Raw genomic sequence first — 13,926 nt, forward strand, 5'->3', positions numbered from 1 at the left:
CCCGGAACTCATGACAGTGCGCCTGTCATGACGACGCCCCAGCCCAGCCAGCGCGACCGCCAGCGGGAGGAGACGCGCGAGCAGATCCTGCGGGCCGTGGGCGCCCAGCTCGAGACGCGCTCGCTCGAGGACCTGAGCTTCGGCGAGATCGCCCGCGACGCCGGCGTCGGCGAGCGCACCGTCTACCGCCACTTCCCGACCAAGGAGGCCCTGCTGGGCGCCTTCTGGGCCTGGATGCAGAGCAAGGCCCTCGGCCAGCAGGAGGAGCGCGGCCGGCCCACCCGCCCCTCGGACCGGCGCCTGCGCGAGGCGATCACCGCGCCGCGCGACGCCCAGCGGCCCATGCGGATCCTGCTCGCCACCGACGCCTGGGAGCCGCAGGTCAACGGCGTGGTCCGAACGCTGACCCGCGTGGTCCAGGAGCTGAGGGAGATGGGCCATACGGTCGAGGTGATCCACCCCGGCCAGTTCAAGACCTTCCCCCTGCCCACCTACGCCGAGATCAAGGTGGCGATCGGCGTCTACGAACCGGTGCAGGAACGCTTCAAGGCGTTCGAGCCCGAGGCCATCCACATCGCCACCGAGGGCCCGATCGGACTGGCGGCGCGACGCATCTGCGTCGAATGGAAGCTGCCGTTCACGACCAGCTACCACACCCGCTTCCCGGAATACGTCTCGGCGCGCCTGCCTTTGCCGCTGGCCGCCGGCTACGCCTACATGAAGTGGTTCCACAAGCCGTCGGGCCGGCTGATGGTGGCCACGCCGACCATGCGCGACGAGCTCACGCGCCATGGATTCCGCAATATCTCGTCCTGGTCGCGAGGCGTGGACACCGAGGCCTTCCGCCCCCGGCGCGAGGGCGAGCCCGACGTCTTCGAGGACCTGCCGCGGCCGATCTTCCTCTACGTCGGCCGGGTGGCGGTGGAGAAGAACATCGAGGCCTTCCTCACCCTGGACCTGCCGGGGACGAAGGTGGTCGTGGGCCCCGGGCCGCAGCTCGAGGAGCTGAAGGTCAAGCACCCGAAGGCGGTGTTCACGGGATCGAAGTCCGGCGCCGATCTCGCCGCCCATTACGCCTGCGCCGACGTCTTCGTCTTCCCCTCGCTGACCGACACCTTCGGCCTGGTGATCCTCGAGGCCATGGCCTCGGGAACGCCCGTGGCCGCCTATCCGGCGCCGGGCCCCATCGACCTGATCCCCGGCTCGGGCGCGGGCGCGCTGGCGCCGTCGGCCACCGAAGGGCTGCGCGAGGCCTGCCTCGAGGCCCTGAAGCTGGACCGCCGCCAGGTGCGGGCGTTCGCCGAGACCTTCTCGTGGCGGGCGTGCGCCGAGGACTTCGTGCGCAACCTGCAGCCCTATCCCGAGCCCCAGAAGACCCGCTTCTGGCGCCGCCTGCGCCGCCTCGCCCGGGTGCGCCGCCGCCGCCCCGAGGCCGCCTAGGGCTGAAAAGGAAAGCGCCGCGGCGGGGGAACGCCGCGGCGCCGTTACGCGCGGGTGGAGACGCGCGCTAGAAGTCGAACTGCGCCCGCAGCTGGAAGGTCTGCACGTCCACGTCCAGGCCGGCCAGGCGGTTGTCGTTCTGGGAATAGGTGTAGTTGGCCATGAGCCGCGCGTAGGGGTGCGGGTACCAGTTGGCGCCCAGCGTCCAGGCCGAGTACTCGCCCGCGGTCGACACCCCCGAGACCTCCGTCAGGTCGGCGCTGTCGTAGCGCACCGCCAGCTCCAGCGCCCCCATCCCGCCCTGGGTGACGGGACGCTTGACCTTGATGCGCCCGAACTCGCCGTCCGCGGCGTTGTAGCGGCGGGATTCGCCCGTCGGGAACCAGCTGGCGAAAACGTACCAGGCGCGAACGTCGTCCTCGACGTCTCCGAAGCGCTCGACCCGGGCGTTGGCCCACTCGCCCTGCAGCGAGAGGTTCCCCCGGACCACGGCGCCTTCGAGGCCCACCTGCGTGTCGCGCACGCCGACGCTCCCCGTGGTCACATAGCGCGAGCCGAAGTTGGTGTTGTTGCGCGCCCCATAGCTGAAGTTGGCCTGGTCGGCGCGGTCCCGGCGCCGGACCCAGGCGCCCAGGTGGACCTTCGTCGTGTCGGTCACGACCGGCGCGTAGGCGACCCGCGCCCCGTAGGCGTACTGCTCCTCCGAGCCGGTCGGACGGCCGGACGGGACCTCGGGATTGTTGATGTTGTCGCCCGAGACGAAGACCGCCGCGGACCAGTTCTCGCCGCCGACGCGGGCCTGGGCGTTCAGGGTGCGGCCCACGCCCAGCACGTCGGCGAACGCGCCGCGCTCCATGAAGGTGATGTAGCGCGAGGAGGTGAGGTTCTCGAGCGAGACCGTCTTGAACTGGCCCACCGTGAAGGCCGCGCCGTCCGTGGGGCTGTATTCGACGTAGAGGTCCTCCCAGTCGACGGCGCCGTCCTCCTTGATGTCGACCTCCGCCACGTAGGACCAGTGCTCGCCGTAGCCGCCCTGGACGCCCAGCCGGGCGGTCCGCATGCGGGTGTCCTTGAGGTCGACCGGGGACAGGGTCTCGCGATCGACCTCCTGCCAGACCTGGTCGAGGTAGATCCGCCCGCGCGGCTTGATCGTGAAGTCGCCGAACTCGAATTCGGGCGCGCCCTTGAACTCGCGCGGCGCGTCCTGCGCCTGGGCCCCGCCTGCGGCGGCCAGGGCCAGCAGGGCGGCCGCCCCAGCTCCGCCGATCACGGCGCTCTTAGTCTTCATCTGGCGTGGTCCCGTTGCTCTGGTTGTCCGGACGAGGCGCGGATTACGGGTCTTCCGTGACGCCCCGGCCAAGGTTCGACGACAATTGAATGGCGGTTCGATGACAGAGCGATGACAGCCGACGGTGGCGGCGCGCCGTCCGCCGGTGTAGAGGCCTCTTTCCTCCGTACACGGCGCTAACGCCGGTCGCCCGAAGGGTCCCCGATGCTGAGCTGGTTCAACGCGATCATGCCGAAAGAGGCGGCGTTTTTCGACATGTTCGAGCGGCATGCCCGCGTCACCTGCGCCGGGGCGCGGGCGCTGCGCGAGCTGCTGAACGGCGGCGACCGGGTCCCGGAGCTCTGCGCCGAGGTCGCCCGCCAGGAGGAGGCGGCCGACGAGGTCACCCGCGAGGTGATGCTGGCGGTGCGGCGGACGTTCATCACGCCCTTCGACCGCAGCGACATCCGCAACCTGATCGGGTCGATGGACGATGCGGTCGACCAGATGCACAAGACCGCCAAGGCCGTGACGCTGTTCGACGTGCGCGCGTTCGAACCCGACATGGTGCGGCTGGGCGACATCATCGTCCGGTGCTCGGACCTGACCGCCCAGGCCGTCCCGCTGCTTCGGCAGATGAAGGCCAACGCCGGCCTGCTGAACAGCCTGACCGAGGAGGTCACCCGGCTGGAGGAGGATTCCGACCACCTCTACGACGACGGCATGCGCGCCCTCTACCGCGGCCCGGCGCGCGAGGATCCGATGGCGTTCATCGTCGGCGCCGAGATCTACGACCACCTCGAGAAGGTGGTCGACCGCCTGGAGGACGTCGCCAATCGGATCAGCGGCGTGCTGATCGAGCACCTCTAGGAGGCCCGCGCGCGTGGACATCGGCGGCATGAGCCTCATCCTGATCTTCCTGATCGGGGTCGCGCTCCTATTCGACTTCCTGAACGGCCTGCACGACGCGGCCAACTCGATCGCCACCATCGTCTCGACGCGGGTGCTGCCGGCCCGCTGGGCGGTGATCTGGGCGGCGTTCTTCAACTTCATCGCCTTCCTGTTCTTCGGCCTGCACGTGGCCAACACCATCGGCAAGGGGATCATCGCCCCCGACGTGATCTCGGACGCGGTGATCTTCGGAGCGCTGGGCGGGGCGATCTTCTGGAACGTGTTCACCTGGCTGATCGGCATCCCTTCCTCCAGCTCGCACGCCCTGATCGGCGGCCTGCTGGGCGCGGGCATCGCCAAGGCGGGGCTCGACCCGATCGTCTGGGCGGGGGTGTGGAAGACCGTCTCGGGCATCGTCATCTCGCCCGCCCTGGGCTTCAGCCTGGCCCTCGTCCTGGTGCTGCTGGCCTCCTGGGCCTTCGTGAAGGCCACCCCGCCGCTGGCGGACAGCGTCTTCCGCAAGCTGCAGTTCGTCTCGGCCGCCCTGTTCTCGCTGGGCCACGGGGGCAACGACGCCCAGAAGACCATGGGCATCATCGCCGTGCTGCTCTACTCCCACGGCCACCTGGGGGCGGAGTTCCACGTCCCCTTCTGGGTGGTCATCACCTGCCAGGCGGCGCTGGGCCTTGGCACCCTCTTCGGCGGCTGGCGGATCGTGCACACGATGGGATCGCGGATCACCCGCCTTACGCCCCAGCAGGGCTTCTGCGCCGAGACCGGCGGCGCCATCGCCCTGTTCTTCTTCACCAACCTGGGCATCCCGGTTTCCACCACCCACACCATCACCGGCTCGATCGTCGGCGTCGGCGCGGCCCGGCGCATGTCGGCCGTGCGCTGGGGCGTGGCCAAGAGCATCGTCTGGGCCTGGGTCGTGACGATCCCCATGGCCGGCCTGACCGGGGCGCTGTTCTACTGGGCGGCCCGTCTCCTCGATCGGGCGTTCAGCTAGGATGGCCAAGGACAAGGACCGGCTGCGGCCCGAACCCGATCGCGAGCCCAAGACGCAGTACGCGGCCCTGCCGTGGCGGCGGACCGGCGAGGCGGTGGAGGTGATGCTGATCACCTCGCGCGAGACCCGCCGGTGGGTGATTCCCAAAGGCTGGCCGATCAAGAAGCTGAAGCCCGACGCCTCGGCCGCCCAGGAGGCCTTCGAGGAGGCCGGCGTCACCGGCCGCACCCGCGGCAAGGCGATCGGGCTCTACCACTACGACAAGCGCCTGCGCAGCGGCCGCACCCAGCACGTGCGGGTGTTCGTCTACGGCCTGGAGGTGGCCGAGGTGCGGGACGAATGGCCCGAGATGGCCGAGCGCGAGCGCCGCTGGACGAGCCCTGCCGAGGCCGCCGAGCTGGTGGACGAGAAGGAGCTGAAGAAGCTCCTCGCCGCCTTCCAGCCCTAGAAGCCCGCTAGAGCCCCCTAGAGCAGCCGGCTGCGCATCGCCTGCGAGAGCAGGTCGATCAGGCTGACCGCCACGATGATCACCACGATGATCGCCGCGAGCTGGGCGTAGGCGAAGCCGTTCAGGGCGTCGAACAGCAGCTGACCGATGCCGCCGGCGCCGATCAGGCCCAGCACGGTGGCCGACCGCGAGTTCGATTCGAAGCGGTAGAGGGCGTAGCTGGTCCACAGCGGCGCCACCTGCGGGATGATGCCCCAGATGACCTCCTGCAGCGGCGTCGCGCCCGTGGCGCGCACGCCTTCGACCGGGCCCTTGTCGATCGCCTCGACCGCCTCGGAGAACAGCTTGGCGAGCACCGCGCCGGTGTTGACGGTCAGCGCCATGACGCCGGCGAAGGGGCCAAGGCCCACGGCCACCAGGAACAGCGTGCCCAGCACCAGGTCCGGGACCGAGCGCAGCAGGTTCATCAGGAGGCGCATCGGCTGCTGCAGCCAGATCGGCGAGACGTTGCGCGCGCAGGCCAGGCCGAAGGGGATCGCCAGGACCACCGCCAGCACCGTGCCCCAGATGGCGATCTGGACCGTCAGCCACATCTTCGAGACGTAGAGCTTCCAGTCGGTGAAGTCGGGCCGCAGGAACTCGCGGCCGAACTGGCGCATGTTCTCGGAGTTGGTGAACAGCTTCGAGAAGTTGCTCATCTCGACCGGGCCGAAGCTGATCAGCAGCAGCAGGATGACGCCGCCCCAGACCAGGAAGTCGGGGCCGCGCTGCATCAGCGTGCGGGTCGGGGGCGCGGGAACGTCCGCGGCGGCGTGGCTCATCAGACGGCGGGCTCCCGGGCGCGCTTCTGGGCCGCGTCGGCCCGCACCTTGTCGAACTCGGCCTGCGCCTTGCGGATGCGGCCGGCGTCGCCCGAGCGGCGGGCGTCGGCCAGCGCCTCGGCGGCCTCCATCTCGCGGATCGGGTCGAGGTAGGAATTGTCGGCCGGACGGAAGCCGCCGTACTTCAGGCCCTCCAGGACCTTGCGCTGCTTCTCGGCGACCTCGTCGGTTCCCGTGCCGTAGGTCAGGAAGAACTGGCGGATCTTCTCCTTCACCGCCGGATCGAGGTCCTTGCGCACCAGGATCGAGGATTCCGGGATCGGCGGCGAGCGCCAGATGATCTCGATCCGCTGGAACAGCTCGGGATTGTCGCGCTCGTAGAACTGCAGGCCGATGGTGTTGTTGGTCGCCACGTCCGTCAGGCCGTTGGCCACGGCCATGAAGTTCGACTGGTGGTTGGCGGCGCGGACCGCCTTGAAGCACTTGGCCGGGTCGATGTTGTTGGGCGTGAAGAGGTAGGCCTTCGGCGCCAGCGTGCCCGTGGTGGACTTGGCGTCGCCGATGCCCAGCGCCAGGGTGCGGTCGCACTTCAGCACGTCCTCGAGGGTGACGCCGCTGCCCTTCCGGACGATCAGCACCGACTGGTACGAGCCCTCGCCGCTGGCGTCGACCACGCGGCCGATCACCTCGCCGTCGGCCCGGCGGGTGGCCTCCAGCGCCGGCAGGGCCGAGAACCAGCCGACCTGCGCCTGGTTGAAGCGCATGGCTTCGATCATCGAGGTGTAGTTCGAGATGAAGTAGGGCTTCACCTTCACGCCGATCTGCCGGGACATGTCGTCCAGCAGCGGCTGCCACAGGGGCTGCATCGACTGCTGCCCCTCGGCGGGGGTGATGGCGAAGTTCAGCTCCTTGGGCGTCCCGCCCGAGGCGGCCGTCTCCCCGCCGTCGCCGCAGGCGGCGAGGCCGAGGGTGGCGGCGATCAGGGCCAGGCCCAGGATGCGGCGGCGGATCATTGGGGCGCTCCTTCCCAGAAGACGTCCTCGAACTCGGGCCCGTAGATGTCGATGAGCTGTTCGCGGCGCAGGCCCTCGGCCGGGCCATCGTAGACGATCTTGCCCGCTTTCAGGGCGACCACCCGCTCGCAGTAGCGCAGGGCGTAGTCCACCTGGTGCAGGGTCACGACGACGGTGAGGCCGTCCGTCGCGTTGAGTTCCTTGAGGATCTCCATCACCCGGCGGGCCGAGACCGGGTCGAGGCTGGCGACCGGCTCGTCGGCGAGGATCACCTTGGCCTTCTGGACCAGCGCGCGGGCGATGGCGCCGCGCTGCTGCTGGCCGCCCGACAGCGTATTGGCCCGCTGGGCGGCGTAGTCGGACACCCCGACGCGCTGCAGCGAGGCCATCACGGCGTGCTTGGTCTCGGCCGGCCACAGGCCCAGCACGCCGCGCCACATCGGGATCCGCCCCAGCGAACCCAGGGCGACGTTGGTGAACAGCGACAGCCGTCCGACCAGATTGAACTGCTGGAAGATCATGCCGATGCGGGTGCGCGCCTTGCGCACGCCCGAGCCGATCCGGCCGTTCTCCTGCACCGGCGCGCCGAAGGCCTCGATACGGCCCTCGCCCGCGTCGATGGTCTGCAGCGCGCTGATCGAGCGCAGCAGAGTGGACTTGCCCGAGCCCGACGGCCCGATCAGCGCGATCATCTCGCCCTTGCGGACCTCGAGCGACACCGCGTCGAGGGCCCGGCGCGAGCCGAAGGTCTTGGAGGCGTTCCGTACGGACAGAACGGCGGCGTCGGACATGGGGGGCGGCGCTTTCCCGGTCAGGCACGATCAGGCAGGGCGTGGGCGGTGAAGGCCGTCCTGCGGGGGGCTACATGGCACGCCGCCGTGGCCCGGGTCCAGATGCCGGCGCGCGTGAAGGCGCCGCAGGCGTCCGGATGGAACTCGCCATGAAACTCTGGCGTGCGGGGCCAGCAGAACGCGCCCGACGGGCGGCGGCCCCTCCCCGAACGACCTGCGGGGGCGCCGTTTTCTCCTTGAGAATACTGTCCCCGCGGCGACACACCGCCAGGGTTAAATACCGATGTTCGGTATAGTGACGGGACGTCGCAGGATCTTGTCCCTTTACATCGCGGTCGGGAGACCCTATTTGCGCGGCTTCCGGCGGACCCGATGTCCTAACAAGCGCTGCTAACGCCGGTCTGGGTTCAACAATCCGTTGGGGGTTGCGTGAGGTGCACACGTACCATACGCCCCTGGACCTGGTCCGCGAGCGGTCCCCGGAACGTCCTGTCGCACTTGCGCGACCGGACGCGGTGGCCGTAGCGGCGCGCTGGTTCCAGGACAATTTTCAAGGCGACGTTTTCTACGCTGTGAAGGCGAACCCTTCGCCGTGGGTCATCGAGACCCTGGTGAAGAGCGGCGTGAACTCGTTCGATGTGGCCTCGGTCCCCGAGATCGAGCTGGTGTCGGCGCATGCGCCGGGCGCCCGGATGGCGTTCATGCATCCGGTGAAGAGCCGGCGTGCGATCGCCCAGGCCTACTTCGACCACGGCGTGAAGACCTTCGCCCTCGACACCCATGAGGAGCTGCAGAAGATCCTCGAGGCCACCGGCGGGGCCGACGACCTGTCGCTGATCGTCCGCCTGGGCGTGTCGGCGGAAGGCGCGTCCTACTCGCTGGCCGGCAAGTTCGGGGTCGATGCGTGGGAAGCCCCCTCGCTCCTGCTGGCCGCCCGCCGGGCGACCCAGGACCGCATGGGCGTGTCGTTCCACGTGGGCAGCCAGTGCATGCGGCCGACGGCCTACCAGGCCGCCATGGCCCAGGCGAACCGCGCCATCGTGCGCGCCGGCGTCCTGGTCGATGTCGTGGACGTGGGCGGCGGGTTCCCGTCGGTCTACCCGGGCATGATGCCGCCCGACATGGCCGACTACACGGACTCGATCCACCGCGGCTTCGCCGAGATGAGCGTGCACGAGGACACCGAGCTGTGGGCCGAGCCCGGCCGCGGGCTGGTGGCCGAGGCGACCTCGCTGCTCACCAAGGTCGAGCTGCGCAAGGGCGACGCCCTTTACCTCAACGACGGCAGCTACGGCTCGCTGTTCGACGCCGCGCACATGAAGTGGCCCTTCCCGGTCAAGCTGTACCGGGGCGAGGGCGAGGCGGCGCACGAGGTGGAAGGCCCGCTGAAGCCGTACCGCTTCTATGGTCCGACCTGCGATTCCATCGACCACATGCCCGGTCCTTTCTGGCTGCCCGAGGACATCCGCGAGGGCGACTACGTCGAGATCGGCATGCTGGGCGCCTACGGGATCGCCATGAGCACCCGCTTCAACGGCTTCGGCGACGCCGAGACGGTCGCCGTTGGGGACGCGCCGATGGCCTCCATGTTCGGCCTGGCCGGCCGCTCCATCCGCCTGCCGCGCGAGCGCCAGGAGGACGAGCGCAAGGTCGTGCGCCTGTCGCGTCCCAAGGGCGCGGCCGGCAAGAGGGGCCGCAAGCGGTAACAACCCGCGGGCTTGAAGTGTTATAGGCGCGGCCGGTCGCTCCGTCCCGGTCGCGCCTTTCGTTTTCACGACGGGCGATCACCTTCAGAAGGGAACTTCCGACGATGAACGCTCCCGTTCAGAACACGAACCGCAAGGCCGAGCTGCTGGCCAACACCGTCGAGCACGTGGCGATCGACCAGTACGACGCCCGGCCGATCATCGATTCCATGCGCAAGATGAGCTTCACGAGCCGCGACACGGCCCGTGCGGCCGACATCTGGCAGATGAGCCTGGAGGACGCCGACTGCTCCACCTGGCTGACGCTGGCGGGCTCGACCTCGGCCGGCGGCTGCATGCACATCTACCGTGACATGGTGAAGTTCGGGATGATCGATGCGATCGTCGCGACCGGCGCCTCGATCGTCGACATGGATTTCTTCGAGGCCCTCGGCTTCAAGCACTACCAGGCCCAGTCCAACGTCGACGACCGCGACCTGCGCGACCTCTACATCGACCGGATCTACGACACCTACATCGACGAGGAAGAGCTGCAGGCGTGCGACGCGACGATCTACGAGATCGCCAACGCGCTCGAGCCGCGCCCCTATTCCAGCCGCGAGTTCATCTACGAGATGGGCAAGTGGCTGGCGGCCGGTAACGCCAAGAAGCCCGACAGCCTGATCGAGGTGGCCTACCGCGAGGGCGTGCCGATCTTCTGCCCGGCGTTTGTGGACTCCTCGGCCGGCTTTGGCCTCGTCAAGCACCAGGTCGAGCGGATGAAGGCGGGCAAGCCCTACCTCACCATCGACGCGGTGGCCGACTTCCGCGAGCTGACCGAGATCAAGCTGAAGGCCGGCGCCACGGGCCTGTTCATGGTCGGCGGCGGCGTGCCGAAGAACTTCGCGCAGGACACCGTGGTCTGCGCCGAGATCCTCGGCCACGAGGTCGACATGCACAAATACGCCATCCAGATCACAGTGGCCGACGTGCGTGACGGCGCCTGCTCGTCCTCGACCCTCAAGGAGGCCTGCTCCTGGGGCAAGGTGGACGTGACCTGGGAGCAGATGGTGTTCGCGGAAGCCACCACCGTGGTGCCGCTGATCGCCTCCAACGCCTGGCACCTGGGCGCCTGGAAGACCCGCCAGCGCCGCCGCTGGAACGACCTCTTCCAGAAGTAGCGACGATGAAGGCCCCGGAGCGATCCGGGGCCTTTTTCCTGGGACTCAGCCCCCGGCGGAAGAGATCGAGAGCAGGTTGCCGTCGGGGTCCTTGAACCAGGCGACCTGGGCCGCCCCGCCGGGCACGGTCCAGATTCCGTCGGCCCCCTGGTCCGCCCCCAGGAAGTCGTAGCGTTCGAACGTCACGCCACGGTCCGCGAGCGCGGCGGCGACCTCGCGCACGTCGGCGACCTCCCAGCCGAAGACGGTGTTCCGGGGCGGATGCACCTCGGGCAGGCGGGTGATCCGCACGGTGACCCCGCCGGAGCGGACGACGAGCGCGTAGTCGTCCTGCCGCACGAACTCCAGGCCCAGCACGCCGACGTAGAACGCCCGGGCCCGCTCGTAGTCGGTCGTGGCGATGAAGCCGACCGGTCGCTCGCCCCCCAGCATCGCAGCCTCCCTATCTGTTGCCGCCGATCAGGTCGCCGAAGCCGCCCAGGACCGAGCCCTCGCCGCGGTTCTGACCGCCGTAGCCGCCCGCCGCGGCCATCATCCGGCCCGCGAGCCTGGAGAACGGCAGCGACTGCACCCAGACCTTGCCCGGCCCGCGGAGCCTGGCGAAGAACAGCCCTTCGCCGCCGAAGAAGACGCTCTTCACCCCGCCCGCCATGACGAGGTCGAAGTCCACCGAGGGCGTGTAGGCGGCCAGGCACCCGGTATCGACGTGGATCTCCTGGCCGGCGGCGAGCTCGCGCTCGACCACCGTGCCGCCCATCTGAACGAACACCCAGCCGTCGCCCTCCAGGCGCTGCATGATGAAGCCCTCGCCGCCGAACAGGCCGGTCATCACGCGCCGCTGGAACTGCACGCCGATCGAGACGCCCCGGGCGGCGGCGAGGAAGCTGTCCTTCTGGCAGATCAGCGTCCCGCCGACCTCGGCGAGGTTCAGCGGCAGGATCGCGCCCGGCGTGGGCGAGGCGAACGCCACCCGGGCCTTGCCCTGGCCCTGGTGCGTGAAGACCGTGGTGAACAGGCTCTCGCCGGTGATCAGGCGCTTGCCGGCGCCCAGCAGCTTGCCCATGAAGCCGCCGCCCTGGCCGCCCGAGCCGTCGCCGAACACCGTGGTCATCTCGACGCTGGCGTCCTTCCAGACCAGCGCCCCGGCCTCGGCCACGGCGCTCTCGCCGGGATCGAGCTCGATCTCGACGAACTGCAGCTCCTGGCCCTTGATCTCGAAATCGACGTCGTCAGCGACGTTGGGGTTGCGGTGATGGCTCCAGGGGCTCTGCGACATGGGCTCCAAACTCCGAAGGTCAGGCGCGCACTCTAGCGAGGCGCGGGGTCGTGGCCTACGCCTCAGATCCCCGCGTACCACGCATAGCCGCGGTCCTCCCAGAACCCGCCCTGGCCGCCGCCGATGTGGGCGAAGTCCTCCACGACCTCGATGCGCATGACGTACTTGGCGTGCTTGTAGCCGAGCTGGCGCTCGACCCGCAGGCGCAGCGGCGCGCCGTGGCGCACGGGCAGGGGCGCGTCGTTCATGTCGTAGGCGAGGATGGTCTGCGGGTGGTAGGCGTCGACCAGATCGATGCTCTCGTAGTAGCGCCCGCCCGGCCCGCCGCCGAGGTTGTCGGCGCAGTGGAAGACCACGTAGCGGGCATTGGGCTTCAGCCCGGCGCGGTCCAGCAGCGGCCCCAGGCGCGCGCCCGTCCACTTGCCGATCGACGACCAGCCCTCCACGCAGTCGTGGCGGGTGATCTGGGTGCGCGCGGGCTGGTCCCGCAGCTCGGCCAGCGACAGCGACAGCGGCCGCTCCACGAGGCCGCCCACCGCCAGGCGGTAACCGGCGAAGCCGCCCGCCTTCTGGGCCAGGTACTCGGGATCGTCGGGGTCGATCGAGCCGTTGGCGCGGAAGTCGGCGGAGATGTCCGCGGGGGCGAATTCGCGGGCCAGGGCCTTGCGGTCCATGACCAGGCGCTGGGCGCGCAGGGTCAGCCCCTCGGCGCTCTCCAGCACGCGCGTGACGCCTGGGTTCTCGTTCAGCCGGTCGCAGGCGCTGGCCCACAGACCGGCCATGGCGGCGCCCGCGCCCTTCAGCCAGCCGCGGCGATGGGTGCTCATGGGCGGGCCTCCGGAAGCTCGACGGCGTAGCGGCCGGTGATCATCGACCGGATGTTGTTCCAGGCCCCCGAGGCCACGACCATCGCCAGGTGGACGACGACGAACAGGACGATCAGGCCGGCGCAGATGAAATGCACGCTGCGGGCGCCCTGGCGACCGCCGAACAGGTCGATCAGCCACGGGACGGCGGCGTTGAACCCCGGCGACATGCAGAGGCCGGTCACCACCATCAGCGGGAGCAGCACCAGGGCCACGACGAGATACGAGCCCTTCTGCAGCACGTTGTAGGTCCGCGCCGCCTCGCCCTTCGGAAACCGCAGCCGCGCATGGTCGGCGATCTCGCGCAGGACGTGGCGCGGCGAAAGCTGCGCCCGGGTCGGCAGCAGGTCGCGGCGGATATGGCCGCCGAGAAGCCCAAAGGCCAGATAGACCAGGCCGTTGATGGCGAAGAGCCAGGCGAAGAAGAAGTGCCAGCGCCGGCCGCTCGCCAGATCCCGGTAGCTGGGAATGGTCGCCCAGCCGGGGAAGGCCTGGTTGCGCCGGTCGCCCTCAACGCCGGTCCAGCCGAGGACGCCGGTGGTGTCGAACCGCGCCTGCCCCAGCGTGGTGATCCCCCGCGGGCCGTCGGCGGTCTCGTACAGGCGGATCGAGAGCCACGGGTCGGCGAAGGTCGAGGCGTGGCCCCAGTAGAGGGCCGGATGGGCGTTGAAGATCTGCAGCCCGCTCATCAGCAGCAGGCCGAGGGCCAGGACGTTGATCCAGTGCGTTGTCCGGGTCGCCAGGCTGTGGCGCCGGATCAGCATCCGCCCCTGGCGCGGCTTGTCGGCCATCGCGCTTGCTCCTCCCGCGGGGCTGAGTCTGCCACACCGATCCTACGGCGGCGAGGCCGGCGCGGACGCACGGCGGGCGGAACGCGAGCCCCCTGCCGGGCTTTCCTCTCCGACGTTCCAGACACGAGAGGAGACCGCCATGGCCGGCGACGACAAGATCCAGAGCGAAGGCCGCAAGGACAACGCCGCCCAGCCGCTGAACGCCGCCGACGACAAGGGCGGGCCCGAGCGCTATCCCGCCGTTCGGCAGGACGACGCCATCGAGGGCGAGGCGCGCAGCTTCGAGTCCACCGGCAATCCCGAACCGCGCCAGGGGGCGGGCGACTCCACCGTGCCCCCCTCGGCCAACGAGGGCCGCCTCGGCCCCGGCGCGGACCCGGCCGAAGGCAAGCGGCGCTAGCCCGCGGTCACGGCGCTCCGTAATCTCCCCAGCGAACGGGGAGGAAC

Annotated in this window: 15 protein-coding genes and 1 pseudogene; 8 read left to right on the forward strand and 8 right to left on the reverse strand. The window is 69.8% G+C overall.

Features of this window, described 5'->3' with window-relative positions; genetic code table 11:
* Positions 1 to 27: 27 nt before the first annotated feature.
* A pseudogene (locus tag PHZ_RS23660) lies at positions 28 to 210 on the forward strand (TetR/AcrR family transcriptional regulator); the annotation flags it as partial.
* 132 nt (positions 211 to 342) lie between these two features.
* Entirely contained in the window at positions 343 to 1,440 is a 1,098-nt protein-coding gene (locus tag PHZ_RS18325) for a glycosyltransferase family 4 protein (RefSeq protein ID WP_012523858.1), read from the forward strand.
* Positions 1,441 to 1,507: 67 nt separating this feature from the next.
* Here the strand turns inward: PHZ_RS18325 and PHZ_RS22270 are convergent, their stop codons facing one another.
* The gene (locus PHZ_RS22270; RefSeq protein ID WP_012523859.1) at positions 1,508 to 2,728 is read right to left on the reverse strand and encodes an OprO/OprP family phosphate-selective porin; all 1,221 of its coding nucleotides are present in this window, start codon (positions 2,726 to 2,728) and stop codon (positions 1,508 to 1,510) included.
* Between the two features lie 204 nt (positions 2,729 to 2,932).
* On the opposite strand from PHZ_RS22270, the gene PHZ_RS22835 reads away from it, so the two are divergent.
* Genes PHZ_RS22835 through PHZ_RS18345 form a run of 3 tightly spaced genes read left to right on the forward strand, consistent with a single transcriptional unit; the run spans position 2,933 to position 5,055 of the window.
* Positions 2,933 to 3,577 (forward strand): DUF47 domain-containing protein, encoded by a 645-nt coding sequence (locus tag PHZ_RS22835; RefSeq protein ID WP_012523860.1) that lies wholly within the window; start codon positions 2,933 to 2,935, stop codon positions 3,575 to 3,577.
* A 28-nt stretch (positions 3,578 to 3,605) separates the two neighbouring features.
* The gene (locus PHZ_RS18340; protein WP_041374418.1) at positions 3,606 to 4,607 is read left to right on the forward strand and encodes an inorganic phosphate transporter; all 1,002 of its coding nucleotides are present in this window, start codon (positions 3,606 to 3,608) and stop codon (positions 4,605 to 4,607) included.
* A gap of 1 nt (position 4,608) precedes the next feature.
* A complete protein-coding gene (locus PHZ_RS18345) occupies positions 4,609 to 5,055 on the forward strand; it encodes an NUDIX hydrolase (protein WP_012523862.1) in 447 nt (148 codons plus the stop codon).
* A gap of 17 nt (positions 5,056 to 5,072) precedes the next feature.
* Here PHZ_RS18345 and phnE read toward each other — a convergent pair whose 3' ends face one another.
* The 3 genes from phnE to phnC are packed head-to-tail and all read right to left on the reverse strand — an operon-like array spanning position 5,073 to position 7,680.
* On the reverse strand, positions 5,073 to 5,876 hold the full coding sequence (phnE, locus tag PHZ_RS18350; protein ID WP_012523863.1) for a phosphonate ABC transporter, permease protein PhnE: 804 nt from the start codon (positions 5,874 to 5,876) through the stop codon (positions 5,073 to 5,075).
* Positions 5,876 to 6,889: a phosphate/phosphite/phosphonate ABC transporter substrate-binding protein gene (phnD, locus tag PHZ_RS18355; RefSeq protein ID WP_012523864.1), complete on the reverse strand. Its 1,014-nt coding sequence runs from the start codon at positions 6,887 to 6,889 to the stop codon at positions 5,876 to 5,878. The genes phnE and phnD overlap by 1 nt, the downstream gene beginning before the upstream one ends.
* Entirely contained in the window at positions 6,886 to 7,680 is a 795-nt protein-coding gene (phnC, locus tag PHZ_RS18360; protein ID WP_012523865.1) for a phosphonate ABC transporter ATP-binding protein, read from the reverse strand. Before phnC ends, phnD begins: the two co-directional genes overlap by 4 nt.
* Positions 7,681 to 8,114: 434 nt before the next feature.
* Between phnC and PHZ_RS18365 the strand changes: the two genes are divergently transcribed.
* Positions 8,115 to 9,386 (forward strand): type III PLP-dependent enzyme, encoded by a 1,272-nt coding sequence (locus PHZ_RS18365; RefSeq protein WP_012523866.1) that lies wholly within the window; start codon positions 8,115 to 8,117, stop codon positions 9,384 to 9,386.
* 104 nt (positions 9,387 to 9,490) lie between these two features.
* Positions 9,491 to 10,546: a 1,9-bis(guanidino)-5-aza-nonane synthase gene (locus PHZ_RS18370; protein WP_012523867.1), complete on the forward strand. Its 1,056-nt coding sequence runs from the start codon at positions 9,491 to 9,493 to the stop codon at positions 10,544 to 10,546.
* Between the two features lie 45 nt (positions 10,547 to 10,591).
* On the opposite strand, the gene PHZ_RS18375 is transcribed toward PHZ_RS18370, so the two are convergent.
* The 4 genes from PHZ_RS18375 to PHZ_RS18390 form a co-directional block, all read right to left on the reverse strand.
* Positions 10,592 to 10,978 carry a VOC family protein gene (locus tag PHZ_RS18375; RefSeq protein ID WP_012523868.1) on the reverse strand — a complete coding sequence of 129 codons (387 nt, stop codon included), beginning with the start codon at positions 10,976 to 10,978 and terminating at the stop codon, positions 10,592 to 10,594.
* Positions 10,979 to 10,988: 10 nt separating this feature from the next.
* Complete coding sequence (locus PHZ_RS18380; protein WP_041373697.1) at positions 10,989 to 11,822, reverse strand: TIGR00266 family protein; 834 nt, start codon at positions 11,820 to 11,822, stop codon at positions 10,989 to 10,991.
* Between the two features lie 62 nt (positions 11,823 to 11,884).
* Positions 11,885 to 12,649 carry a molybdopterin-binding protein gene (locus PHZ_RS18385; RefSeq protein ID WP_012523870.1) on the reverse strand — a complete coding sequence of 255 codons (765 nt, stop codon included), beginning with the start codon at positions 12,647 to 12,649 and terminating at the stop codon, positions 11,885 to 11,887.
* Positions 12,646 to 13,479 carry a cytochrome b/b6 domain-containing protein gene (locus PHZ_RS18390; RefSeq protein WP_012523871.1) on the reverse strand — a complete coding sequence of 278 codons (834 nt, stop codon included), beginning with the start codon at positions 13,477 to 13,479 and terminating at the stop codon, positions 12,646 to 12,648. Before PHZ_RS18390 ends, PHZ_RS18385 begins: the two co-directional genes overlap by 4 nt.
* A gap of 139 nt (positions 13,480 to 13,618) precedes the next feature.
* Between PHZ_RS18390 and PHZ_RS18395 the strand changes: the two genes are divergently transcribed.
* Positions 13,619 to 13,879 (forward strand): hypothetical protein, encoded by a 261-nt coding sequence (locus tag PHZ_RS18395; RefSeq protein ID WP_041373698.1) that lies wholly within the window; start codon positions 13,619 to 13,621, stop codon positions 13,877 to 13,879.
* Positions 13,880 to 13,926: the final 47 nt, after the last annotated feature.

It is taken from the genome of Phenylobacterium zucineum HLK1, from assembly GCF_000017265.1.
Classification (GTDB): domain Bacteria; phylum Pseudomonadota; class Alphaproteobacteria; order Caulobacterales; family Caulobacteraceae; genus Phenylobacterium; species Phenylobacterium zucineum.